This window comes from Paraburkholderia sp. BR10882 (assembly GCF_040948855.1).
Taxonomy (GTDB): domain Bacteria; phylum Pseudomonadota; class Gammaproteobacteria; order Burkholderiales; family Burkholderiaceae; genus Paraburkholderia; species Paraburkholderia nodosa_A.
The window spans coordinates 92,233-114,821 of record NZ_JBFPKP010000018.1 but is presented as its reverse complement, the minus strand read 5'-3'; the positions used below and the strand labels follow the sequence as shown (position 1 = coordinate 114,821).

Sequence of the window (22,589 nt, the reverse complement as noted above, 5' to 3'; positions counted from 1 at the left end):
GGTCAAGCGAATTGGCCGATAACGCCAACGATCCAATGGCGGTAGTGGAAATTTGCGGAGGGGCCGCTCAGGGGGACTTTAGTCGCCCGTGTCTGTGAACCAATCGTGTCAGTATGGGATTGCCGGTTTCGGTCGCTCAACGCCCGTGACGATGGGTCACAAGCTACCGATCCGAAGCCATTCGATGGCGGGGTGCTCGCCGGGAACGGCTTCTGGTAGGACCGTATGTACCAGCCTCATGCCTCGGGCCGAATTGGCGAACCAGACGACTGCATCCTGCGTCGCACGATTGGCGAGAACAAGTGCCCGGAATCCCGGGTTGTTTCCCCAGTGAAAGAAGCAATCTTCAAAGGGTTCGAGCCCCCAGCCCAATCCCCAGGCAACGTTCAGATCGGGCGGGTTCTGACCGATAAGGTCTTCGGTGTCGTCGCCTTGGCGCGTATTGATGCGCGGCACGAACCATTGATCGTAGCTCGTGGCCGCCAAGCCTCGGCGAGCCAGTACATGCTGAATGAAGCTGACATAGTCAGATGCCGTCGTCAGAAGTGACCAGGAGGCCTGCGCCGTTTGCACGCGACGCTTAGGCACTGGCTCGCCTTCCCATCCCTGGCCCTGCGCATGGTTGACCGCGAAGCGCTCCTGCCACTCAAGGCTCGAATGACGCATGCCCAACGGCTCGAATACGCGCTCTCGCGCCAACATTTCTAGTGGGCGTGTGCTTACGGCCTCCATCGCGCGCTGAAGCCATGCAAACGCACTGCTGCCATAGCTGAATCGCTCGCCGGGGACGAAATACGTACGGAGTGGAGCTTGGTCGCGGACAATATTCGGAAGACCACTCGTGTGAGTCAGCACATGAAAGGCTGTTATTCGCCGAGCATTCGAGTCTCCGGGTACGTACTCTCCACAGATGTCGAACAGGGGTTTGTGCAGATCCAGCAGCCCTTCTTCGGCAAGCTGAAGCGCAACGTAGGCGACGAGCGGTTTGGTGAGAGACGCAGCCTCAAAGACGGTCGCTGCATCGACACCTGCGCGGTCGTGCGCACCACGAACGCCGAAGTAATGCTCGGCGCTTATTGTCCCCGCGTGAAGAACGGCTAGCGATACGCCGGGAATTTTGCCGCCGGCAGTCGCTTCCGCCAGAAATCGGTCGAGGTCGGTCATCGGTTCGCGCATCGGCAGGGTTGTTGCCTAATTGTACCGGCTGCGCCGGCGCAAGCCCCTCTGCGAGGTTCGGTTCGGCTCGGCCAATTCCCGTCACACGACGAGTGAACCAACGTCGTCAACAATCGGAGCGGCAGTGTACAGTTGGAGGCTTCGATTCATGCCAACCGTATGCCGACGACATGGACATTCAGCTGTTGATGATATGCGGGCTTACATTCGTAATCCATGTGATTGCGACGCTAGCATATGCGGTTCGGATTGCCGGCGTTCGCACGCGCCGTATCGCCGTGTCATTTTCCCTATTCGGAATCATCGCCCTTGTTTCCCGGACGGCAAATTCCTTTCAGGGGCCATTCATCGCGAAGCGGGTTGAACTGGATATCGCGCGTCACCTGGAGCACGGTTTGCTCGGGGACTTTCGGCTCTTTCTGCTAACCGCCACGGCGGCAAGCACTGTCGGTGCGTTTCTGATTCCCACGTTTCAACGTTATTTCAGCCGCGCTGTCGACCACTTCCAGGCAAATCGCTCGATCCCTCGTCTGCTACTCCATATCTTCAGTCGCGGAGGCATCAGCTACATTCGGCTTGGAGCGCGGCTCCCGTCCCGCCACAACGTCATCCAACTAGCGACTGGGGCGGGCGTTTCCTGGAAAGTCATCGGGCTAAACGTCGTCGCAATGGCGATCTGGACAGTCGGCGTTTTCGCGTCGCTCTACGCTGGATACCTCAATCCTGATCTGCGGGTTACATGTGCGAATCTGTCATCCGTTATCAATGGTTTTGCGACGGTGGTGTTGGCACTCGTCATCGATCCGCAAGTTTCAGTGATGACTGACGACGTAATCGAAGGCCGGATTTCGGAAAACAGCTTCCGGCGGGCCATTACAACCCTCGCGGGTGCGCGTGTGCTCGGGACGCTGTGCGCTCAGGCAGCGCTCGTTCCAGCGGCATTGATCATTGTTCGCATCGCCGAACTTATTTAGCGATGCGAACAATACCGGAAACGTGTCTGGCATCGGGCGGCGAGCAAGTCACATCCGACAAAGTATTCTTTTTCATGGACGATTCCAAAACATCTTAAGTTCGCCGGAGACTTCGCTGTGCGAGTGTACCTTTCTTCCTTCGATGTGGGCGCCAGACCAGAACAACTCGTCGGCTTGGTCGGTGGTCAATTGCGAGCGGCAATTGTCGTCAACGCACTTGACCATCGCGAAGCGGCGCGCGCCCAATGGCTGGAGAATCAAACAATCAAACTTCGAGCACTTGGCTTCACTGTGCAGGAACTTGATCTTCGGCAGTTCTTCGGAACAACTGATCGCGTAGATGAGACACTCGAGCAGTTCGACGCGGTACGGATCAACGGTGGAAACGCATTCATACTTCGCAGGGCGATGAAGCAGAGCGGATTCGATGTCGCTATAGCGGATTTGCTCGAACGTGACAGAATCGTCTACTCGGGATTCAGTGCGGCAGCGGTCGTTGCGTCGAGCACGCTGCGCGCACTCGATCACGTCAGCGATCCCACGGAAGTTCCTCCGGGATACGATCCGGCTGTGGTCTGGGACGGGCTCGGAATTTTACCGTTTTCCCTCGTCGTGCACTTTCAATCCGATCATCCCGAGTCGGAGGCGGTCGGTGAGGAGGTCGCATTCTATGAGCGCCACCAAATGTCATATAGGACCTTGAAAGACGGCGAGGCTTTTGTAATGGACAGCATGCGGAGCGAGATCGTTGGCCCGCGGCGTTGCGAATGAACGGTACGCCGCGAACGCCCATTCCATGATTGCGCTAGCACGCTGAAAGACGTTATCCGCGACACGCGGGCACTCGATCCATGCGGACGTGAGCGCATCGAAAAAGTCACACGGCTTGAGCGTATCGACCCGGCGCTCCAGCAGCGGCGCCAGGTGCGCTTTCACGCTACTGAGCCACCGCCGCACGTTTCTGCCGTCGGCTTGCTTCCAGGCACTCTTAGCCTTCTCATGCTTTTTCTCGGCGGCCTGCAAGAACGTGGGCACCTTCGCATCCCGCTCGATAATCACCTGCTCGCGTCTGCGCTCCTGGATGGGGTCATGGCCACCATCGATCTGGCTGCGCATTGCCAGCGCACGCGCTCGGGCGTCGCGCAGCGACGTAGACGTAGCGCCCACTTGCCGCCGTTAGCATTGGGTCGAATCATCAGTCCGGGTACCTGACTATCACTGAGCGGCATGTCGCCGGGTTTCAGGTTGCGCAGCGCGCGGTCGGTCAGCATCGGCATAGGGTATTTCCCAGGATTTTGACCCACCATCTAGCCCACCACTGGACACATGGCAGCAGTCGGAACAAAATGGATCGAACCGGACTCATTATGTTGGCAACCTATTGATTATACAGTGAAATTTGGAAACGCTCGTGGGTCATACCGGATAAATCTGTACAACAATGGATCGACAAATGGATTACAGTCCCGAAGCCATCCGCACGATCGCTCTGGTCGGCCATGCCGGCTGCGGCAAGACCTCGCTTGCCGAAGCGCTCCTGCACCAGGGCGGCGCGCTGCACGCGCCAGGCAGCGTGAATCGCGGCACCGCCCTCTGCGATTTCGATCCCCTCGAACGCAAATACCACCACTCCCTCAACTCCGCCATCGCCCACCTCGACCACCAGGACACGCGCATCTACCTGCTCGACACACCCGGCTACCCCGACTTCGCCGGCATGTCGATGAGCGCGCTGCCTGCGGTGGAAACGGCGGCCATCGTCATCAATGCGCGCACCGGCATCGAGATGACGACGACCCGCATGATGGCGTACGCGCAGCAGCGCAAGCTGTGCCGGATGATCATCGTGAACGGCATCGACGCGGAAAAGGTCGATTTGCCGGGGCTGCTCGAGCAGATCCAGGAGACCTTCGGCAAGACCTGCCTGCCGATCAATCTGCCTGCGCAAGGCGGCCGCGAAGTGGTGGACTGCTTTTTCAACCCGGCTGGCGAGGCCGATTTCTATTCCGTGGAGGCAGCGCACAATGCGCTCGTCGACCAGGTGATCGAACTCGATCCCGAGTTGATGGAGTTGTACCTCGAACAAGGCGAAGCCATCAGCCCCGAGCAACTACACGAGCCGTTCGAACGCGCGTTGCGCGAAGGCCATCTCGTCCCGGTGTGCTTCACTTCTACGGCGACGGGTGCGGGCATCGCGCAACTGCTCGACGTGTTCGTGCGGCTCCTGCCCAATGTCACCGAAGGCAATCCACCGCTGTTCTACCGCGAAGTGGAGGGCAAGGAAGGCAAGGAGCCCGTGCGCGCCGAGCCGGATGCCGACAAGCACGTGCTCGCGCATGTGTTCAAGATCGTGATGGACCCGTATATCGGCAAGGTGGCGGTGTTTCGCATTCATCAGGGCACGGTGACGCGCGACAGCCAGCTTTATATCGGCAACGCGCGACAGCCGTTCAAGGTCGCGCATCTGCTGATGCTGCAGGGCAAGGAGCATACGGAGGTGCAGCGCGCGGGGCCCGGCAATATCTGCGCGGTGGCGAAGGCTGACGATATCGGCTTCGACGCCGTGCTGCACGACGCGCCCGAAGACGGCAACATCCACCTTACGCCGCCTGCGTTTCCCAATCCGATTTACGGTCTCGCTATCGAGCCGGCGCGACCCGGCAACGAGCAACGCGTGTGGGAAGTGCTGCAAAAGCTCGCGGCAGAAGATCCTTGCCTGCAGATCGATCACCCCGAAGGGACCAATGAAACCGTGGTCCGCGGCCTGGGCGAACTGCACTTGCGCTACATGCTGGAGCGGCTCACCGATCAGTACAAACTCGACGTCGTGACGCGTCCGCCGACGATTGCGTGGCGCGAGACGATCGGCAGCAAAGCCGAAGGCCATTGCCGCCACAAGAAGCAGACCGGCGGCGCGGGCCAGTTCGGCGAAGTCATGTTGCGCGTCGAGCCCTTGCCGCGCGGTGCGGGCTTCGAGTTCGTGGATGCAGTGAAAGGCGGCGCGATTCCTTCGCAGTTCATGCCTGCCGTGGAAAAAGGCATCTTGCAGGTGATCGACAGCGGGCCGCTCGCGGGCTTTCCCATGCAGGACGTGCGCGTGATCGTGTACGACGGCAAGCACCATCCGGTGGATTCGAAGGAAGTGGCGTTCGTTACCGCGGGGCGCAAGGCGTTTATCGATGCGGTATTGAAAGCGCAGCCTATCGTGCTCGAACCGATTGTCGATATCGAGGTGATGACGCCCGAGGCCGCGATGGGCGACATCATCGGCGATCTTTCGGCGCGGCGTGGGCAGGTGCATGGCACGCGCACGATGGGCGGGCAGGCCATGGTCATTGCGGGGAAGGTGCCGCTTGCCGAGCTCAACGATTATCAGTCGCGGCTGAATTCACTCGCGGGCGGGCATGGGAATTACAGCATTCAGCTGAGCCACTACGATCCGGTGCCGCCGACGCATCAGGAAAGGCTCGCGGCGCAGCATAAGGGGCGGGGGGAGAGTGTGGAGTGAGGTGTTTGAAATGAGGCTGTTGATTAGGAAATAAACATTTCCTATAATCTTCCCCATGGCATCCGAGCACCCATCCCGACCCCTGGCCCGCTCCCCCGGCCGCCCACGCGAGTTCGACATGGCAACTGTCGTGGACGGCGCCGTGCGCGTTTTCCGCGAGCGCGGTTACCACGCCACCTCAGTAGGCGATCTCAGCGAAGCAACGGGCCTGACAGCAGGGAGCCTCTACAAGGCATTCGGCGACAAGCGCGGTGTCTTTCTCGCCGCGTTCGACCATTACGTCACTACGCGCCACGCCGAACTGCGTCATCGCCTCGACAAGCAGTCCAAAGCAAGCGAGAAGATCCGCGTCATCTTCCTTTTCTACGCCGAATCTTCCCATGGCAGCGAGGGTCGGCGCGGATGCCTCGTGGTTTCCAGCGCAACGGCGCTCGCCACTTTCGACGACGAAGTCGCCACGCGCATCGAAGCCGCCATGCGGCGCACCGAAGAGATGCTGCGCGAACTCCTCCAGCAAGGCCAGCGAGACGGCTCGGTTGCAGCGGAAGTCCATGTCCCGGCGATGGCGCGCACGTTGCTCGCCCTGCTCCACGGCTTTCGTTTGATCGGCAAATCCGGGCGCACGCAGCGCGACATGCTTGCCGCGGCCGACGAAGCCATGCGCTTGCTGCGTTGAAATTTTTTTGGTTAATTTGGAAACAAATATTTCCAATCTATGCCTGTGTTCCTCAAAACCAACGGAGCTTCACGTCATGAGTACGCTCTCACGCATCATCGACCACGGTCCACCGTCGCTGGCCGACCCCGTCCTGCCCGGCTTCGCGCATCGCTTCGAAACTGTCGAAGGCACACGGCTCCATTACGTAATCGGCGGAAATAAGGATGGCGAAACAGTCGTGCTGCTGGCAGGCTATCCAGAAAGCTGGTTCGCGTGGCGCAAGGTCATGCCGCTGCTCGCCGGGCGTTATCGCGTGATCGCACCGGACCTGCCCGGCCAGGGCGATTCCGACCGCCCACAAGGTGGCTACGACACGCAATCGCTCGCAACCGCCCTGCACGCGTTGATCGGCAAGCTCGGAGCGCCCCGTTACCACCTCGCCGCCCACGACGTCGGCGCATGGGTCGCTTATCCCTATGCGGCGCTTTTCGGCGATGAAGTGTCGAGCCTCGCATTGCTCGACGCCGGCATTCCCGGCATCACGCTGCCGGAAGCGCTGCCAGTCGCGCCCGAGCGCTCGTGGCGCACCTGGCACTTCGCCTTCCATGCGGTGCCCGATCTGCCGGAGCTGCTGATAGCGGGCAAGGAGCGCGCGTATCTGGAGTGGTTTCTGCGCCGCAAAACGGCGAATCCGCAGACCTTCACGGATGCCGATATCGACGAATATCTGCGCGTGTTCACGAAGGAAGGCGGATTGCGCGCGGGGCTGGCCTACTACCGAGCGGCCGATGTTTCGGCGCGTCAGAATCGCGAGTTGAGCACGCGCGGCAAATTGCGGATGCCCGTTCTCGCGCTGAGCGCCGATCAGGGCTCGATTGCCGACATGGCCGGTCCGCTGCGCCCTTACGCCGATGAAGTGCAAGGCGCGACGCTGGCCCACTGCGGCCATTTCCTGCCGGAGGAGCAGCCCGCGGCCGTGGCCGAAGCACTGCTGCATTTCTTCGGCCGGACCTGACTCGGGCCGGCGTTACTCCGGCGCTTCGACCGTGGTCACCGCCGAGGAGAACACATACCCCTCGCTGCGCAGCGTCTTGATGTAACGCGGCTCGCGCGCCTCGTCGCGCAGGCGCTGGCGCAACCGGCTCACGAGCAGGTCGATCGAGCGGTCGAACGCGTCGGCCTGGCGGCCTTGCGTGAGGCTCAGCAGCTGGTCGCGCGTGAGCACGCGCTGCGGATGGTCGAGAAACACGCGCAACAGCCGGTATTCCGCGCCGCTCAGCGCGACGATCGTGCCCTCGGCGTCGAGCAGATGCCGCGCCGTGGTGTCGAGTCGCCAGTCGCCGAACGCGAGCAGTTGCGCCGCCTCGCTCACTTCCATGCCCGGCGGCAGCATGCGTGTGCGGCGCAGCACCGAGCGGATGCGCGCGAACAGTTCGCGCACGGCGAACGGCTTGGGTAGATAGTCGTCGGCGCCCATTTCGAGGCCCACGATGCGGTCCGTCTCTTCGTTGCGCGCGGTGAGCATCACCACGGGCACGGCGCGGAACTTGCCCGCACGCAGCTCGCGGCATAGCACGAGCCCGTCGTCGCCGGGCATCATGAGGTCGAGCACGATCAGGTCTGGCGCGCCGCCCTCCAGCACCGAGCGCATTTCGCGCCCGTTCGCGGCCAGCGACACGCGCATGCCGTTCTTTTCGAGGTAGGCTCCGACCAGTTCACGTATGCCGCGATCGTCATCGACGATCAGAACGTGATCCATCTTTTCCGTCATTGGTATTTTTCTCCTTGCGCGCGAGGCGTGAACGGGTTTCTGCGATGCACGAACAGTACACCGGATGCGCAATCTCCGCAGCCAGGCCGCTCGCCGCGAAGAACAGGATGGCGAGCAGGCGTTTCATGCGTCCTCCACCAGGGAAAGACTCGCACCGTCGGCAACCGACGGTTCGAGCGCGTAGACGTCCACGCCCTCCAGGCAGCCGAGATTGACGCGCCAGCGCGCCGGGTCCCTGCGCGTCTGATGAAACGGATAAATGCCGCAGTGCCTGCAGAAAAAGTGCTTCGCCACGCGCGTATTGAACTGGTACAGCGTGAGCGCGTCTTCGCCCGCGAGGATCGTCAGCTCACGGCCCTCGAACGGCGGGCTCATCAGCGCGCCCTTGCGGCGGCACAGGCTGCAGTTGCAACGCCCGGCCGGCTCGATCGGCGTGTGGACTTCGAACTTTACCGCACCGCAATGACAGGAACCCTTCCAGCGGGTCGTGCTCGTCGACGTGCTCATCTTGCTCTCCATTATTTCGATGGGTGATGGATAGCGCGCCACCCGCCGCGTACAACCTGGAACCGCCCCGCCCGATTCGGGACGACAATGACCGCTAGCGCCCATCCGGCGCGACGCATATCGACCTGAAATGGCCGGCGATGACCACAGCCGGGCCAGCCACAAACCGGCATTGTTTATGCTCGCAAGCTGATAGCGAGCGAAACGCAGAGAACGGCTCCAGGAGGTCCCCATGAAATGTCTGCGCATCTACGCCGACGCCCAGGGTGAGTCCCATTTCGAGGACATCGATATCCCGCTCACGCCACTCGAGCTCTTTCCGAACATCCCGCCCATTTACCTGTCGACGTGGGAGCCGGCGAAGGCGGTGCGCTTCGGCTGGGTGCCGGCCGGCCTCAAGGAGGCGGACTGGCACACCACGCCGGTTCGTCAGTTCGTGATCTGGATGACCGGCTGGGTCGAGTTCGAAACGAGCGACGGCGACACGCGCCACTGCGAGCCGGGCACGGTCGTGCTGTGCGAAGACACCATTGGCAAGGGCCATCGCTCGCGCCATCCCGAGGAAGGCCAGTTCAACGTGTTCATTCCGCTCGCCTGAGTAACCGCTTGATTCGCACGACCGGGCGCTCGTGGCGCGCCGCCATTCACGCCTGCGCGCCGCGCAGCACGAGCCGCCCTTCCAGGCCGCCTTCGGGCCGGTTGCGCAGCGTGAGCTCCGCGCCCATCGCCACGGCGAGCTGGCGCGAGATTGCGAGACCGAGACCCGTGCCGCCCGTGCCCCGGTTGCGCGAGGTCTCGAGCCGGTAGAACGGCTCGAACACCTTCTCGAGCGCTTCCTCCGGAATGCCGGGACCGCTGTCGAGCACCGAGATCGTGACGGTCTTGTCCTGCGGCGACGCGCTCACCTCGATGGCCGCCGTGCTCCCGTACTTCAGCGCGTTATCGACGAGATTGCCGACGATGCGACGCAGAGCCTGCACGCGCGTGACGATCGCCACGTTCAGGCGGCGCTCGAAGGTCACGGGCGAGCCCGCATCCACGTAGTCGCATACGAGGCTGTCGAGCAGCGCATCCAGGTCGACGCGGGCGGGCGCTTCGCCGGTGCCGTGCAGCGTACGCGCGTAGGCCACGCCCTCCTTCACCAACTGCTCCATCTCGTGCAGGTCCTGCGCGAGCTTGCCCGCTTGCGCTTCGTCGTCCATCTGGTCCACGCGCAGGCGCATGCGCGTGATCGGCGTCTGCAAATCGTGGGAGATGGCCGCGAGAATCTGCATGCGTTCGGCCACGTGCGCCGAGATGCGCTCCTGCATCGCGTTAAACGCTCGCGCCGCGCGCGCCACTTCGGAGGGCCCTTCTTCCTCCAGACGCTCCGCCTTCAGGTCCGGGCCGAGCGCGTCGGCCACACGCGCGAGTTCGTGCAGCGGCCGCGTGGCGGTGCGCACCGCGAACCAGCAGCACGCCGCCAGCACGACGAGCTGGGCGATGAGCACGGCCGGCAGCCAGCCCGACAGGGGCAGCGCGGGACCCGGGCGGTAATCGATCGTGAGCGGCGAGCCGTCCGACAGCTGCAGGTGGATCTGCAGGCGTTCGTGCTTGCCGGGCACCGAATTGGTCGTGAGCGCGTACTTGTCACCCAGGCCCGCCGCGATGGCCGAGGCCACGCTCTTCGAGCGGCTCGCTTCGGGCGGCTCGCCCGGCGTGCCGGGACCGAGGATGAAGCTATAAGTGCGCCGCGCGAGCTGCGGCAGCCACGCGGCACGTTCGGCGGCGGGCAGATGGTCGAGCAGCGCCACGGAGATGGCGACTTCGCGCGAGATGTAATTGGTCATCATGTTCGCGGTGGCGTCGTTGCGCTCGGTCATCGTGAGCTTGAACGACAGCCCCTGCGCGAGCGCGAGGCCGACGCAAAGGATCAGGGCGAGGCGCGCGAACAGCGTGCGCGGCCAGTGCAGCGCGCGCATTGCCGCGCCGCCCGCTAAAACCGGCGGTGTGCGGCGGGCCGCAAGTCCATCGGCGTGCATGTTCGGACTCCGTGTGCAGGGAATGATGCGTTTATACCCCATGCCGCGAGCGGCTTTGTATCCCACTGTATCGGCGCGGGCACGGGACACAATACATTGCAGGTCGGTTCATTTCACCGCGTCCTTTCATGTTTGCGGCTTGCGCTGCGGTGCGGCATCGGCCCATTCGCGCACGGCCTGCGCGAACAGGCGCAGCGCCGCGGGCGGATGGCGATTGGCCGGATAGTAAAGACAGAGCCCCGAAAACACCGGCCCCCACTCGGGTAGCAGGTGGACGAGCCGCCCGCCAGCCACATGCTCGGCCACGAGCGTTTCCGGCACCCAGGCCACGCCCACCCCGGCGAGCGCCGCCTCGACCATCAGGTTGAGGTTGCCGAGCGTGAGCGGCCCGTCCACGTCGATGCTGGCGCTCTTGCCGCGGTGCGCGAAATCCCAGCGGAACAGCGCGCCGCTCTCGAAGCGAAAGCGGATACAGCGGTGCTGCTCGAGGTCGTGCGGCGCGCGCGGCGGCGCATGCTGCGCCAGATACGCGGGCGAGGCCACCGCGCCAAAGCGCATGTCCTGCGTGAAGCGCACGGCGATCATGTCGCGCGGCACGTCTTCGAGCACGCGCACACCGGCGTCGAATCCACCGGCCACGATATCCACGAGCCGCGAGTCCGTCACGAACTCCACGCGGATGTCCGGATAGCGGGCGAGGAACCCCGGCAGCATATGGCGAATCAGCGGGCGCGCCCCCGATTCCGAGGCGCTGATGCGGATCGATCCCGAAGGCCGGTTGCTCGCGGTCGCGACGTCGTTGACGGCGTCTTCGAGATCGGCCATGGCAGGCCGAACGCGGCTAAGCAGCCGCTCGCCCGCCTCGGTCAGCGCCACGGAGCGCGTGGTGCGGTTCAGGAGGCGCACGCCGAGCTTCGCCTCCAGGTTGCGCACGGTGTGGCTGAGCGCGGAAGGCGAAACGCCGAGCACGCGCGCCGCGCCGCTGAAGCTGTGCTGCTCGGCGATCGTCACGAAGGCCGTCAGTTCGGATAAGCCGGTGCGCACCATCTGTGAATTTCCTTCAATACCCCATGCAAGTTTAGCGGCATTGTTGAGTGACCTGCAGGAACCTACACTCGGTCGGGTAGAAGGCCGCTCCCGTGCGAACTGGAGCGCCGGTCATTTCAGTTCACGCAAAAAGGAGCAAGACATGCAAAAGCGCACACTCGGCAAGAACGGCCTCGAAGTTTCCGCGTTGGGCCTCGGCTGCATGGGCTTAAGCTTCGGCTACGGCCCCGCCACCGAAAAGAACGACGCGATCCGCCTGATCCGCACGGCGTTCGAGCGCGGCGTCACGTTCTTCGACACGGCCGAAGTCTACGGGCCCTTCGTCAACGAGGAACTGGTTGGGGAGGCGCTCGCGCCGATTCGCGATCAGGTGGTGATCGCCACGAAGTTCGGCTTTCAGGACGGCGATTCGAAGAAGCCCATGGATAGCCGCCCCGAGCGCATCCGCGCCGTGGCCGAAGCATCGCTCAAGCGCCTGAAGACCGACCGCATCGACCTGTTCTATCAGCATCGCGTCGATCCGAACGTGCCGATGGAAGACGTGGCCGGCACGGTGAAGGACCTGATCCGCGAGGGCAAGGTCAAGCACTTCGGCCTTTCCGAAGCGGGTGAGCAGTCGATCCGCCGCGCCCACGCCGTGCAGCCCGTCGCGGCGCTGCAGAGCGAGTATTCGCTCTGGTGGCGCGAGCCGGAGCACAAGGTGATGCCGGTTCTCGAGGAGCTGGGCATCGGTTTCGTGCCGTTCAGCCCGCTCGGCAAGGGCTTTCTGACCGGCGCGATCGACGAGCGCACGTCGTTCGACCAGAGCGACTTCCGCGCCATGGTGCCGCGCTTTACGCGGGAGAACCGCAAGGCGAACGCGGGGCTGGTCGACGTGCTCGGCCGCCTCGCCGACGGCAAAGGCGCGACGCGCGCGCAGATCGCGCTGGCCTGGCTGCTCGCGCAAAAGCCGTGGATCGTGCCGATTCCTGGCACCACGAAGCTTTCCCGGCTCGACGAGAACGTGGGCGCGGCCAGTGTCGAGTTGAGCGCCGGCGATCTCGCCGCGATCGAAGCGGCGCTCAACGAGATCCAGGTCGTGGGCGACCGCTATCCGGCCCAGTGGCAGCAGCGGGTGGATCGCTGAGCCTGCGCGCACGTGCCATGTCCGTCGGCAATGGGCCGGCTACAGATCCGCCGGTTCGACATTCCTCGCTATTCCTCGGAACTGATAGAACCTGGCAGCTACTACGCGAGTCGAGAATCCGACCCGCGGCGAAGCGCGAAGGCAGAGGCGTGTTCTATCGCCGCGTGCAAGGGTCACCTCGTGGAAACGCCCGCCATCGATGCGCCTGGCAAAAGCGAAGCCCCCGTTGACGAAAGGTCTCGGGGGCTTCGCGCTAGTCGGGTAAATATTGGCGAGCGGTCCGGAACGCACTCAGAGATCGGTGGCTGCCAGTGTGATCCGCTCGTTGACGAGTAGAGGATATCGATGCTCGATCAGGCGAACGAGCCTCGATTTATTGAGCGCAAATGCCAGCATGAGTTGTTTCGGGGATCCCTTGCCGTAGCGATTGCCGGCCACGGTCACGCTGAATCCGCCATTTCGTACGGAATCCATACCAACAGGATTGCGCTCGCCGGTCTGAAAGCCGAGATAAGGCACGCGGCCGAGGCGGTCGTCGAAGCGCGTGAGCACGCTCATCGGCGCAATCTCATCGGTCGACACGTGTCTTTCAATGCGTCCGGCGTGACGCCCGGCAGATCGGCGCCGTTCAGTTGCCGCTCGACCTGCACCGGGTCATTGCAAAGAAACAGTACGCGGCCGGTCAATTCCAGTGTTGCCATCCAATTTCTCCTTGAGGGGAAATCTAGACGGCGGCGTGCGGCGCGATGAAGTGCTCGATCGGCACCTGGCGCTCGAGGATATCCCCACGTCCGCGCGGTCTTCCATACAGGCCCGCACTACACCGTCGCTGATCTGTTCGGTCAGGGCGATCTGCACGAGCGGGTAGCGCGCCTGAAAGTCCTTGAGCCGTTCCGGCAGAAAACCAATGATTGCGGACGCGTTAGCGAACAGGCGCACCACGCCCGCCACCTCGCCGCTGAGCGACCGGACTTCCCGCGCCAGCGACTGCAACTGGTCGTGCACCGCCACCGCGCTTGAAAACGCGTGACGACCCGCCTCGGTCAACTCGACGCCCTACGTGCTCGCAATAATACCAATAGAGTCAATTAAAATCCGACCCGAATAAAACAGAAAGCAATTTAAAAGGGAAATATAGACGAAAGAATAAATTACATCGATACACTTCAGACCATCCCAGAACTGCCGATATAGCCGGCAATAGCAGGCGAAACACGCGATCCATGCAGTAAGCATTACCTTCTGCATTTGAGGTAATTAATACCTTGCTATTGGCGAAAATTGACTAAGTTTCGGTAATTGAAACTCGAGCCAATTCGTGTGACATTTTGTTACGTCTGATTTTCACATGGCAGGGGGAATTATCGGTAATATCCGCCGCGCGTCTGACTTCAAGCAGTGACTTCGTAATCTTCGTCCGAAAAAATTGCGCACGTCTCCCCTCCTTCAGGGATCCAGCGCAGGGCCGAATTCCCGACGGGGCAGCCGTAGCGAGGGTGCAAGATTTACCCACGTGAAAGCAAGGACAGATACGCACGTTCGCGCAATAGCGCGAGCCGCGCGGCGCACGTAGCGGGCGCAGGGCTCATCGAGCCGTTGTGCAGCGTCCGTTAAATCTCATTCTTCAGACCTTAGCCAGCATCCGAGCGCTATCGCGCGCCGTCGCCGGCTGGGCGTCGTTTTGTCTTTTTTTTCTTCGATCGATGAAACTCTTCTATCTCTTGCTGTCGTCGTCGTTGTTCCTCGCGGCGTGCGGCGGCGGCTCCGGAAGCTCCGGTGCGAATGCAACCAATGCCTCGGCCACGGCACAAAGCGCGAGTGACGCGACTGCCATGGACGCCACCGCAAATGCGGCCACCACCACGCGCGGCACACTGCACTGCGGCTCCGCCGTGAAATCGAGCGCGGGCTCCAGCAGCGAACTGGTGAGCGTCGATACGCCGACCACGCAGAGCGGCCGTGTCTTCGCCTCGGGCGCGGCATTTCCCCTCGCGTTCACCACCAACGCGCCCGCGGCCGACACCGTGAACTGGTCGATCAGCGACCATCTCGGCAAGGTGGTCACGAGCGGCAGCCTGCGCGTGACGGCAGGCCCGGTGACGACCACGCTGAGCTGCTCGTCGACGCTCGCGGGCTACTTTGCCGTGACCGCCAAGCTCGCGACCGCCGGCGGTCAACTCCCCGAACTGGGCACCCGCCCCGCCGGTACCGCGACCTTCGGCGTGCTGCCCAATCTGGCCGGCATCGTGCCGACTGTGACGTATTCGCATCAGGACCTGCACCGCTTCGGCATGCAAGGCGAAGACGACAACACTTCGGTGCTCTCCTCGCTCGGCATCTCGTGGACGTACGACCACCGCGAGCTGTACAACATGGAGCCGAACGGCCCCAACACCTTCAACCCGAACGTCAACAATCTCGACCCGTTCTACAACACGGGCAACGTGATGCGGCTCGTGCGTCTGGACGGCATTCCCGCCTGGGCGAGCCCGACCGGCGCGTTCGAGGACGAAGCCCTTCCGCCGAGTAACCTCTCGTACTACCAGAACTACATGAGCCGGATCGGTACGGAGTCGAACCTCATTCGGACGGCTTATTTTCCGAAGCAGGCGTCGAACTACTACCAGCTCACCTGGGAGCCGGACGCCCAATGGCAAGGCAACAACACGCAATTCGTGCAGCTCTATCAGGCCGTCTATCAAGGTATTCACTCGACCGACCCGCACGCAGTCGTGATGGGGCCGACCGATACGGCGCCGTCCGGCACGGCCGATCACCTCAAGGCCCTCGCGCCGCTCGGCTACGCGCAGGACATCGACGGCGTGACGACGCACGGCTACTACGACATCAACGGCAGCTCGCCTTCGTTCCCGCCCGAGCGTCAGGAAACCGATCCGGCCAACGCGTCCGGCTCGCTGATGGGACAAATGCGCGCGCTGCGCAGCGAAATGGCGGCTGACTACAAGCCGGGCACGAAGCTGTTCAGCACGGAGCTTGGCATCAGCTACGACAACGGTTCGTCGTACGGTCCCAACTATCCGACCGGCAATATCCTGTACGCGCAAGGCGCAGTGGTGGCGCGCAGCCACCTGATCATTCTGGGCGAAGGCGCCGATCAAACCTGGATCTTCTACGGTGCCGACTTCCCGGGCCTCGTGGGCTACGGCACGTTCTTCGATCTCGCCGACGCACAGGGTCAGTATGGCGCGCAGAACATCAGCCCGAAGCCCGCGGCCATGTCCGTCGCGGCCATGACGCGTATTCTCGACGGCACCAACACGCTCGGTCCGGTGAAGAAGACCCCCTCGGGCGTCTACGCCTACGCGTTCCAGCAGCTCAACAACGGCGCGGTCATCACGGCCTTGTGGACGCACAACAACAGTGTGTGGAGCGCGAGCGCCGGCTACAGCTCGACCTATAGCGTGGGCTACAGCCTCGCGGTGGATGCACCCGGCACGAGCGGCACGGTCACCGTGCTCGATGAAATGGGCAATCCGACCACGAAGAGCTACACCAACGGCAAGGTCGCGCTGAGCCTGACCGAGTCGCCGGTGTATGTGATTTCGCAGAACGCTTCGGTGGCGAGCGCCAATGCGACGCTGCCCACGGGCTACGTGGCGAACTAATCGAACCGGGCGGCCACCTGGTCGCGCGAAACAAGCTGTACCCCGAGGCGCCCGGCCCGCGGACATTGTTCTGCGGGCCGGGCGCCTCTTCCGTTTACCGTCGGCGAGGCATGCTTGCCGCGGTAGACTTGCGCTCTGTCCATCCGCGAGCCGGAACATGGAGAATTCGACGTCGACATCCGGCTGCACAGATCCTTCACGGCCTCATCGGTTAGTGATTGTCGAGGGCATCGCTCTGCACGGCGTACGTGATCGCGACGCCTGCTCGCGGCACTCTCGAACCCTTGAATTTTCGACGCAGCGACAGAAATGAACGAAAATCCTGCGAAGCCACTGGAAAGCAACATGAAACGACTGTTACTCGCCGCACTCACCGCCGCCTCGTTCGTGACCTGCGCTCATGCGCAAAGCGACGCGACCGGCTCGTTCGCCACCGCCGCAGGCACGGTGCAATTCGTGCGCGACGACCGCGACTTCGTGGCGGTCCTCGGCAAGGATATCTTCGACCGCTTCGACGCGAAGACGCTCGCGCACTTCGACGAAGTGGGCCACGACAACAGCACGATTACGCGCATGCTCGTGCAAACCGCATACGGCCCGGTGCTGTACGACTTTCGCCACAATCCGCCGCTCGTGCAGCACGTGAATACGCGCATGACGATCAAGCGCGTGTTCTGGCAACCCGACGAAGTCGTGATGCAAGGCTCGGAGGGCTGGTTCCGGCTCAAGAACGGCGCGCTCACCAGGCTGCAATCGTCGACGACCACGTACCGCACCAATTAATCCGGTCAGAGGTCTTTGTCGTCCTTCTCGTCGCCCTGCGTGTCGCGATCCGCGATCTTCAGCTGACGCAGCTTGTGATACAGCGTTTTCTTCGGCATCCCGAGCTCCTCGCTCGCCTGGGCGACGTTGCCGTGATGGCGGCGCAGCGTGTTCTCGATCAGCATCCGCTCGAAATACGCCAGCTGGTCCGCCAGCGTCTCCCCTTTCACGGTAGCCGCGCCCGCTGAAAGCAGGCTGTCGCCAGTCAGCCCGAGCACGAAGCGGTCAGCGACATTCTGCAGCTCGCGGACGTTGCCGGGCCATGCGTGCGTCATGAGCTCGGACACTTGCGCAGCCGTCACGACCGGCGCCGGCGTGCCGAAACGCCGCGCGGCCGCGAGCACGAAATGCTCGAACAGCAGGGGAACGTCCTCGCGCCGCTCGCGCAGCGGCGGCAATTCGATCTGCGCGACGTTCAGCCGGTACAGCAGGTCGGCTCGAAAGCCTCCTTGCGCAGACACTTCCGCGAGGTCGGCCTTCGAAGCGGCAACGATCCGGCAATCCACCGGAATCAGCTCGTTTGCGCCGAGGCGCTCGACCACGCGCTCCTGCAGCACGCGCAGCATCTTGATCTGCAGCGCCATCGACATCGTTTCGATCTCGTCGAGAAAGAGCGTGCCGCCGTTCGCCCATTCGATCTTGCCGACGCGCTTCTTGATCGCGCCCGTGAACGCGCCCGCCTCATGCCCGAACAGTTCGCTCTCGAACACCTGCTCGGGCAAACCGCCACAATTCAGCGCCACGAAATGCGCGTCGCGCCGCGCGCTGAAGTCATGCAGGCTGCGTGCGATCAGCTCCTTGCCCGTGCCGGTTTCACCAGTGATCAGCACCGACACGGAGGTATCCGCGAGACGCAGAATTTTCTTGCGGACCTCCGCCATGGCCGGCGACTTGCCTAGCACCAGCGCCTCGATCCCCTGCCAGTTGTGCAGCGAAGCGCGCAAGCCCTCGACTTCGAGCGTGAGCCGCCGTTTCTCGACCGCGCGTGCCACGCGGCCCGCGATGACATCGGAGGAGAAGGGTTTTTCGATGAAGTCGTAGGCGCCCACGCGCATCGCGCTGACCGCCGTCGAAATGTCCGCATGCCCGCTGATCAGCAGCACCGGAATTTGCGGGTCGATCGCCATCACGTGATCGAGCAGTTGCAGGCCGTCGATGCCGGGCATGCGTACGTCGGAGACGATCACGATCGGCGCGCCCGGCGCGATGTCGGCATACGCATCGGCCGCCGACGCATAGGCGCTCACCGGAAAGCCCGCCAGCGCCACCGCCTGCTCGACGCCGATGCGGACATTCTCGTCATCCTCGACGACCAGCACCCGAATCTCATCTGCCATGTTCTGTCCTTTGCGGCTCGGCGGCCGCGAATTCGATCGTGAAGCGGGCTCCGCCTTCGTCGCGATTCGTTGCGGTGATTTTCGCGCCAAAGCCTTCCACGATGCGCGACGTGATCGCGAGCCCGAGCCCGAGTCCTTGCCCGCGCGGCTTGGTCGTCACGAACGGCTCGAACAGGTGCGCCAGCACATCCGGCGCGATGCCGGGGCCGCTATCCTCGATCGTGAAGCGCACACGGCCTTGCGCGTCAGGCTCACTCGCCTCGATCGCGATCACGCGGGTGCTCGCGTCGCGCACGGCGTCGAGCGCATTGCCGAGCAGATTGACGATCACCTGCTGCAGCTGACTCGACTCCGCATACACCGTCGTGCCCGGCGCGATCCGCACATCGAGCCGCACCGCTTCGTCGCGAATCCGCGACTCGTAGATGAGCCGAGCATGCGCGACGGCTTCGCCGAGCGACACCGCCACGCGCTCCACTTCCGGCTTACGCGCGAACGCCTTCAGCTCGCTCGTGAGCACCGCCATGCTGTCCACGAGACGGCCGACGCGCTCGAGATTGGCGATCGCTTGTGCGCTCTGATTGCGCTCGAAGAAGGTACGCGCATTGTCGCAGAGCGTGCGGATCGCGACGAGCGGCTGGTTCAGTTCGTGTGTGAGCCCCGCCGCCATCTGGCCGATCACCGCAAGCTTGCCGGCATGCACGACTTCCTGCTGCGTGGCGCGCAGACGCTGCTCGGTGCGTTCGCGCTCGGCGATCTCGCGCTGCATCTGCGCGTTCGCTTGCGTGAGCGCGGCGGTCCGCTGCGCCACGGTCGTTTCCAGCTGATCGTTCGCGCGCCGCAAGGCTTCTTGCGCCTTGAGCTTCTCCACGATCACACGGCGGCGCTGCACCGCATACAGCGCGTAGAGCGCGGCGATCAGAAACACGCCCGTCACGAACGCGAACGCAAGCCGTTGCTGGCGCCGCGCGCCCGCCGTGTCGAGCAGCACCATGATCGTGTCCTGCCCTTGCGGCGCGGGGCGGGACATCACGAGAAGGCGGGCCGTGCGGCCCGCGCGGCGCAGGTCGGGAAAGATGCCGATCCACGCGCTGTCATTCCAGTCGCCCACGCGCCGGTATCGGAGCGCCTCGACGATGCGCCCCGCGTATTGGCGCGATGCCTGGATATCGCGCTGCTGCGGCTCGGTCATCGCGCGCATCGCGGTGAATTTCCATTCGGGCTGGGTCGAGATCACGATCACGCCGTTGCTGTCGACGACGATGGCCGCCTCGCCAGGCGTGCGCCACGCGGATTCGAGCGCGTCGACGCTGACCTTCACGGCTGCCGCGCCGATCGCCGTGTCGCCGTCGTGAATCGCACTGGCGAAGTAGAGCCCGGGAATGCCGGTGTTCGTGCCGATGCCGAAGAAGCGGCCGCGGCCCTGCGCGAGCGCGTCCTTGAAGTACGGGCGATACGACACGTTGGTGCCGACGAAGCTGACCGGCTGATTCCAGTTGCTCGCGGCGACCACCGTGCCGTGCGCGTCGATCACGTCGACCGCGCCGCTGCCGACATCGTTGTTGACCGCTTCGAGATAAGCATCGACCGCGGGCAACATGCCATGCGCTTCAGCGGGCGGCGCCTTGAGCAACGCGCGCACGCTGTCCTGGCGCGCCACGAGCGCGGGGACCATCTCGAAGCGTCCCAGCTCGCTTTTCAGGCTCGCCGCGTAGAGATCGAGCCGATGCTCGCCGACGTCGGCCAGCGCGTCGATCGCTCGGTTCCATGCGAACTCCACCGCGGCGGCGGCCGCACCGACATACACCACGGCCGCCGCCGCCCATCCCCACCATGGAATGCCCTTGTAACGCATCTGCACGTTCGCCCTCGTCGATTGGCTGCCGCCAGACGGCGGGTTCAGCGGATACCGCGCGCCGGATGCACCGGCGCCACGATCGCGAAGGCGCGTACGAGGGGCGCACAGCCGCGCGTCATGCGCCGAAATGCGCGAGCAGAATGAGCGTCACGGTCACGACGATGGCGCCGCCAATGCGCGTGGCGATCTGCGCGAACGGCATGAGCTGCATGCGGTTCGCGGCGGTGAGGATCGCCACGTCGCCGGTGCCGCCCTGGCCGCTGTGGCACGCGTTCACGATTGCGGTGTCGATAGGGTACATCTTCATCAGGCGGCCCACCACGAAGCCCGTGCCCATCAGCGTGACCACGGTCGCGGCGATCGTCACGACATTGACGAGCGTGAACGCGGCCATGAGCTTGTCCCACGGCGTCATCGCCACGCCGATCGCGAACAGCAGCGGATAGGTGACCGCGGTCGAGAAGAACTTGTAGACGACGAACGCGCCTTCCTGCAGCGGCGGCGAAACCGCGCGCGCGAGCTTCACGAGCACGGCGAGGAACAGCATCGCCACCGGCGCGGGCAGGCCGAACAGCTTGTTCGCCATCAGGCCGATGAGGTACAGCGTGATCGCGGTGATGCCGGCCGCGGCGATGTGGCTCACGTCCACGTGCCCGCGAGCCTCGTCGTTCGACGACGCCAGTTCGTCGCTCGCGCCGACTTGCAGACGGCCGTTGCCGGTGAGATGCGGCATACGCTTGCCCAGCATGTCGAGCATGCCCGAGAGGATGATCGCCATGAGGCTGCCGAGCATCACGGGCGGCAAGACCTGCGCGAACAGGTCGCCTTGCGCGACGTGCATGATTTCCGAATAGCCCACGGAAAGCGGAATCGCGCCTTCGCCCACGCCGCCGGCCATGATCGGCACGACGATGTAGAGCAGCGTGTGCTTGACGCCGAGACCGAGCGCCGCGCCGACCGCGGTGCCCACGATGGTCGCCGCCACCGTGCCGGCCGCAAGCGGAATGAAGATCTTCAGGAAGCCTTGAATCAGCACGCGCCGGTCCATGCTGAGAATACTGCCGACGATGATCGAGGCGATGAAGAGATAGAGGAAGTTGGTCTGCTTCGTGAACTCGACCGTGAGGTGCTGCACGGGCTGGGGCAGCACGTGGTAGTACACGAGCGCCGAGGGCACGAAGGTCGCGAGAATCGCCGCCGCGCCGATATTGCGCAGCAGCGGCAGGCGCTTGCCGAGTTCGGCGCATGTGAAGCCGCAGAAAGCGAGCACGGCGATGGCCATCGAGATCTCGCCGGGCACCTTGCCGGTGACCGCGAAGCCCGCGATCAGCGCAAACAGGATCACGTAGATCGGCAGCGGAATGATGCCGATGCGAATTTCCATCAGCTTCCACCAGCCTTCGGGCCAGAAGCGGGTTTGCGTTGTTTGGGATGACTCGGGGACCGCCTGGTTGACCTGCGAGGCGGCGGATACGGATGCACTGTTCTGCACGGGATGTCTCCTTCGTTTTCGCGACCGGACTGCGTCGCATCTCCGGTGCTTGTTTAATGAGGGCTGCGGGCTATTCAGGGATAGACCGTCGGAGTTCTATAAAGCAGTAGCCGTGCCAGCGCGCATCGACGTCTGGAACAATCCGCAACACATTGATTTCTTTGTCATTTTCCGGAACGCCACTCGGCTCGAATCCGCCATCGATCCGAGATTTCAGAATCGGCTCGAGCCGCAGGCCGAAATCTCGGCCTGCCTCGACCCGACCGTTGAGTGTATGGCAAGAGTGAGTTTCAGAATTCGCTCTGGAACGGCGCCGATCGTTGGCAGAAGATGGATCACCGCAATGTGAGGAGTGAGCCATGAAGATCGTCTTGCCAGGATGCGCCGTCGTTTGCGCCGCGGCGCTATGGAGTGCCGGCGCGCTGGCCGCGCCGCCGGGTTCGGCTTACCAGACGCCTGTGCAGTTATCGAGCGGAAGGAATCTGCTTTGCAGCGTGAACGCATCACAGCCTGCCGGCGAAGCGGCCGCGCTCACGCGTCGCGAGCAGGTGCAAGCCGATGTCCTCGCCACGCAGCCTCTGAGGCTCGTGAGCGGACCGGCATCGCCTTATCCCTCGGCCTATACGGCGCCGAGCGTTGCCTGCGTGGACGCGGGTTGATGCCGCA

23 protein-coding genes are annotated in these 22,589 nt (G+C 63.5%); 11 read left to right on the top strand and 12 right to left on the bottom strand.

What is annotated here, in order from left to right; all coding sequences use genetic code 11:
• Positions 1–156: 156 nt before the first annotated feature.
• Positions 157–1,164 (bottom strand): serine hydrolase domain-containing protein, encoded by a 1,008-nt coding sequence (locus tag AB3X99_RS32400; protein WP_368619226.1) that lies wholly within the window; start codon positions 1,162–1,164, stop codon positions 157–159.
• 182 nt (positions 1,165–1,346) lie between these two features.
• On the opposite strand from AB3X99_RS32400, the gene AB3X99_RS32395 reads away from it, so the two are divergent.
• Together AB3X99_RS32395 and AB3X99_RS32390 are read left to right on the top strand one after the other, a co-directional pair.
• Positions 1,347–2,150, top strand: a complete 804-nt coding sequence (locus tag AB3X99_RS32395) for a lipid II flippase Amj family protein (protein WP_368619225.1) — start codon at positions 1,347–1,349, stop codon at positions 2,148–2,150.
• 117 nt (positions 2,151–2,267) lie between these two features.
• On the top strand, positions 2,268–2,921 hold the full coding sequence (locus AB3X99_RS32390; protein WP_368619224.1) for a Type 1 glutamine amidotransferase-like domain-containing protein: 654 nt from the start codon (positions 2,268–2,270) through the stop codon (positions 2,919–2,921).
• Here the strand turns inward: AB3X99_RS32390 and AB3X99_RS32385 are convergent.
• Positions 2,838–3,266, bottom strand: a complete 429-nt coding sequence (locus AB3X99_RS32385) for a hypothetical protein (protein WP_368619223.1) — start codon at positions 3,264–3,266, stop codon at positions 2,838–2,840. The two genes, AB3X99_RS32390 and AB3X99_RS32385, sit on opposite strands and share 84 nt — an antisense overlap.
• A 337-nt stretch (positions 3,267–3,603) precedes the next feature.
• Here AB3X99_RS32385 and fusA point away from each other — a divergent pair, with 337 nt between their 5' ends.
• The 3 genes from fusA to AB3X99_RS32370 all read left to right on the top strand — a co-directional run bounded on the left by fusA (position 3,604) and on the right by AB3X99_RS32370 (position 7,331).
• Positions 3,604–5,658 (top strand): elongation factor G, encoded by a 2,055-nt coding sequence (fusA, locus tag AB3X99_RS32380; RefSeq protein ID WP_368619222.1) that lies wholly within the window; start codon positions 3,604–3,606, stop codon positions 5,656–5,658.
• A gap of 118 nt (positions 5,659–5,776) precedes the next feature.
• The gene (locus AB3X99_RS32375) at positions 5,777–6,334 is read left to right on the top strand and encodes a TetR/AcrR family transcriptional regulator (RefSeq protein ID WP_368619221.1); all 558 of its coding nucleotides are present in this window, start codon (positions 5,777–5,779) and stop codon (positions 6,332–6,334) included.
• A 76-nt stretch (positions 6,335–6,410) separates the two neighbouring features.
• Positions 6,411–7,331 (top strand): alpha/beta fold hydrolase, encoded by a 921-nt coding sequence (locus AB3X99_RS32370; RefSeq protein WP_368619220.1) that lies wholly within the window; start codon positions 6,411–6,413, stop codon positions 7,329–7,331.
• Positions 7,332–7,343: 12 nt separating this feature from the next.
• Here AB3X99_RS32370 and AB3X99_RS32365 read toward each other — a convergent pair whose 3' ends face one another.
• Genes AB3X99_RS32365 through AB3X99_RS32355 form a run of 3 tightly spaced genes read right to left on the bottom strand, consistent with a single transcriptional unit; the run spans position 7,344 to position 8,594 of the window.
• Entirely contained in the window at positions 7,344–8,087 is a 744-nt protein-coding gene (locus AB3X99_RS32365; protein ID WP_069266943.1) for a response regulator, read from the bottom strand.
• Positions 8,050–8,214 carry a hypothetical protein gene (locus tag AB3X99_RS32360; protein WP_165979342.1) on the bottom strand — a complete coding sequence of 55 codons (165 nt, stop codon included), beginning with the start codon at positions 8,212–8,214 and terminating at the stop codon, positions 8,050–8,052. Before AB3X99_RS32360 ends, AB3X99_RS32365 begins: the two co-directional genes overlap by 38 nt.
• Complete coding sequence (locus AB3X99_RS32355; protein ID WP_368619219.1) at positions 8,211–8,594, bottom strand: GFA family protein; 384 nt, start codon at positions 8,592–8,594, stop codon at positions 8,211–8,213. Before AB3X99_RS32355 ends, AB3X99_RS32360 begins: the two co-directional genes overlap by 4 nt.
• A 232-nt stretch (positions 8,595–8,826) precedes the next feature.
• Between AB3X99_RS32355 and AB3X99_RS32350 the strand changes: the two genes are divergently transcribed.
• Positions 8,827–9,192, top strand: coding sequence for a hypothetical protein (locus AB3X99_RS32350; protein WP_133181087.1), 366 nt, complete (start codon positions 8,827–8,829; stop codon positions 9,190–9,192).
• A 46-nt stretch (positions 9,193–9,238) separates the two neighbouring features.
• Here AB3X99_RS32350 and AB3X99_RS32345 read toward each other — a convergent pair whose 3' ends face one another.
• Together AB3X99_RS32345 and AB3X99_RS32340 are read right to left on the bottom strand one after the other, a co-directional pair.
• Positions 9,239–10,555, bottom strand: a complete 1,317-nt coding sequence (locus tag AB3X99_RS32345; protein WP_368619249.1) for an ATP-binding protein — start codon at positions 10,553–10,555, stop codon at positions 9,239–9,241.
• Positions 10,556–10,741: 186 nt separating this feature from the next.
• The gene (locus tag AB3X99_RS32340; protein ID WP_368619218.1) at positions 10,742–11,662 is read right to left on the bottom strand and encodes a LysR family transcriptional regulator; all 921 of its coding nucleotides are present in this window, start codon (positions 11,660–11,662) and stop codon (positions 10,742–10,744) included.
• Between the two features lie 142 nt (positions 11,663–11,804).
• Between AB3X99_RS32340 and AB3X99_RS32335 the strand changes: the two genes are divergently transcribed.
• Positions 11,805–12,788: an aldo/keto reductase gene (locus tag AB3X99_RS32335; RefSeq protein WP_368619217.1), complete on the top strand. Its 984-nt coding sequence runs from the start codon at positions 11,805–11,807 to the stop codon at positions 12,786–12,788.
• Positions 12,789–13,079: 291 nt separating this feature from the next.
• Here the strand turns inward: AB3X99_RS32335 and AB3X99_RS32330 are convergent, their stop codons facing one another.
• Together AB3X99_RS32330 and AB3X99_RS32325 are read right to left on the bottom strand one after the other, a co-directional pair.
• Complete coding sequence (locus tag AB3X99_RS32330) at positions 13,080–13,346, bottom strand: hypothetical protein (protein ID WP_368619216.1); 267 nt, start codon at positions 13,344–13,346, stop codon at positions 13,080–13,082.
• Between the two features lie 96 nt (positions 13,347–13,442).
• Positions 13,443–13,835, bottom strand: a complete 393-nt coding sequence (locus AB3X99_RS32325) for a LysR substrate-binding domain-containing protein (protein ID WP_069266948.1) — start codon at positions 13,833–13,835, stop codon at positions 13,443–13,445.
• Positions 13,836–14,491: 656 nt separating this feature from the next.
• On the opposite strand from AB3X99_RS32325, the gene AB3X99_RS32320 reads away from it, so the two are divergent.
• Both AB3X99_RS32320 and AB3X99_RS32315 read left to right on the top strand, forming a co-directional pair.
• Positions 14,492–16,414: a hypothetical protein gene (locus AB3X99_RS32320; protein ID WP_069266949.1), complete on the top strand. Its 1,923-nt coding sequence runs from the start codon at positions 14,492–14,494 to the stop codon at positions 16,412–16,414.
• 345 nt (positions 16,415–16,759) lie between these two features.
• Positions 16,760–17,197 (top strand): hypothetical protein, encoded by a 438-nt coding sequence (locus tag AB3X99_RS32315; RefSeq protein WP_069267048.1) that lies wholly within the window; start codon positions 16,760–16,762, stop codon positions 17,195–17,197.
• Between the two features lie 5 nt (positions 17,198–17,202).
• Here AB3X99_RS32315 and AB3X99_RS32310 read toward each other — a convergent pair whose 3' ends face one another.
• The 3 genes from AB3X99_RS32310 to AB3X99_RS32300 form a co-directional block, all read right to left on the bottom strand.
• Positions 17,203–18,573, bottom strand: a complete 1,371-nt coding sequence (locus AB3X99_RS32310) for a sigma-54-dependent transcriptional regulator (protein WP_368619215.1) — start codon at positions 18,571–18,573, stop codon at positions 17,203–17,205.
• Entirely contained in the window at positions 18,563–20,428 is a 1,866-nt protein-coding gene (locus tag AB3X99_RS32305; protein WP_368619248.1) for an ATP-binding protein, read from the bottom strand. Before AB3X99_RS32305 ends, AB3X99_RS32310 begins: the two co-directional genes overlap by 11 nt.
• Before the next feature lie 118 nt (positions 20,429–20,546).
• Positions 20,547–21,923 carry a 2-hydroxycarboxylate transporter family protein gene (locus tag AB3X99_RS32300; RefSeq protein ID WP_368619214.1) on the bottom strand — a complete coding sequence of 459 codons (1,377 nt, stop codon included), beginning with the start codon at positions 21,921–21,923 and terminating at the stop codon, positions 20,547–20,549.
• 112 nt (positions 21,924–22,035) lie between these two features.
• Here AB3X99_RS32300 and AB3X99_RS32295 point away from each other — a divergent pair, with 112 nt between their 5' ends.
• The gene (locus AB3X99_RS32295) at positions 22,036–22,272 is read left to right on the top strand and encodes a hypothetical protein (protein WP_368619213.1); all 237 of its coding nucleotides are present in this window, start codon (positions 22,036–22,038) and stop codon (positions 22,270–22,272) included.
• 10 nt (positions 22,273–22,282) lie between these two features.
• Positions 22,283–22,582, top strand: a complete 300-nt coding sequence (locus tag AB3X99_RS32290; protein ID WP_368619212.1) for a hypothetical protein — start codon at positions 22,283–22,285, stop codon at positions 22,580–22,582.
• Positions 22,583–22,589 lie beyond the last annotated feature (7 nt).

What these genes read in the sequence shown, in the direction of transcription:
- AB3X99_RS32370 (WP_368619220.1), top strand. Translation starts at nt 6,411, where the DNA reads ATGAGTACGCTCTCACGCATCATCGACCACGGTCCACCGTCGCTGGCC.
- AB3X99_RS32350 (WP_133181087.1), top strand. Translation starts at nt 8,827, where the DNA reads ATGAAATGTCTGCGCATCTACGCCGACGCCCAGGGTGAGTCCCATTTC.
- AB3X99_RS32395 (WP_368619225.1), top strand. Translation starts at nt 1,347, where the DNA reads ATGGACATTCAGCTGTTGATGATATGCGGGCTTACATTCGTAATCCAT.
- AB3X99_RS32305 (WP_368619248.1), bottom strand. Translation starts at nt 20,428, where the DNA reads ATGCGTTACAAGGGCATTCCATGGTGGGGATGGGCGGCGGCGGCCGTG.
- AB3X99_RS32365 (WP_069266943.1), bottom strand. Translation starts at nt 8,087, where the DNA reads ATGACGGAAAAGATGGATCACGTTCTGATCGTCGATGACGATCGCGGC.
- AB3X99_RS32385 (WP_368619223.1), bottom strand. Translation starts at nt 3,266, where the DNA reads ATGCGCAGCCAGATCGATGGTGGCCATGACCCCATCCAGGAGCGCAGA.
- AB3X99_RS32330 (WP_368619216.1), bottom strand. Translation starts at nt 13,346, where the DNA reads ATGAGCGTGCTCACGCGCTTCGACGACCGCCTCGGCCGCGTGCCTTAT.
- AB3X99_RS32315 (WP_069267048.1), top strand. Translation starts at nt 16,760, where the DNA reads ATGAAACGACTGTTACTCGCCGCACTCACCGCCGCCTCGTTCGTGACC.
- AB3X99_RS32400 (WP_368619226.1), bottom strand. Translation starts at nt 1,164, where the DNA reads ATGACCGACCTCGACCGATTTCTGGCGGAAGCGACTGCCGGCGGCAAA.
- AB3X99_RS32335 (WP_368619217.1), top strand. Translation starts at nt 11,805, where the DNA reads ATGCAAAAGCGCACACTCGGCAAGAACGGCCTCGAAGTTTCCGCGTTG.
- AB3X99_RS32310 (WP_368619215.1), bottom strand. Translation starts at nt 18,573, where the DNA reads ATGGCAGATGAGATTCGGGTGCTGGTCGTCGAGGATGACGAGAATGTC.
- AB3X99_RS32290 (WP_368619212.1), top strand. Translation starts at nt 22,283, where the DNA reads ATGAAGATCGTCTTGCCAGGATGCGCCGTCGTTTGCGCCGCGGCGCTA.
- AB3X99_RS32320 (WP_069266949.1), top strand. Translation starts at nt 14,492, where the DNA reads ATGAAACTCTTCTATCTCTTGCTGTCGTCGTCGTTGTTCCTCGCGGCG.
- AB3X99_RS32340 (WP_368619218.1), bottom strand. Translation starts at nt 11,662, where the DNA reads ATGGTGCGCACCGGCTTATCCGAACTGACGGCCTTCGTGACGATCGCC.
- AB3X99_RS32345 (WP_368619249.1), bottom strand. Translation starts at nt 10,555, where the DNA reads ATGCGCGCGCTGCACTGGCCGCGCACGCTGTTCGCGCGCCTCGCCCTG.
- AB3X99_RS32375 (WP_368619221.1), top strand. Translation starts at nt 5,777, where the DNA reads ATGGCAACTGTCGTGGACGGCGCCGTGCGCGTTTTCCGCGAGCGCGGT.
- AB3X99_RS32360 (WP_165979342.1), bottom strand. Translation starts at nt 8,214, where the DNA reads ATGAAACGCCTGCTCGCCATCCTGTTCTTCGCGGCGAGCGGCCTGGCT.
- fusA (WP_368619222.1), top strand. Translation starts at nt 3,604, where the DNA reads ATGGATTACAGTCCCGAAGCCATCCGCACGATCGCTCTGGTCGGCCAT.
- AB3X99_RS32355 (WP_368619219.1), bottom strand. Translation starts at nt 8,594, where the DNA reads ATGAGCACGTCGACGAGCACGACCCGCTGGAAGGGTTCCTGTCATTGC.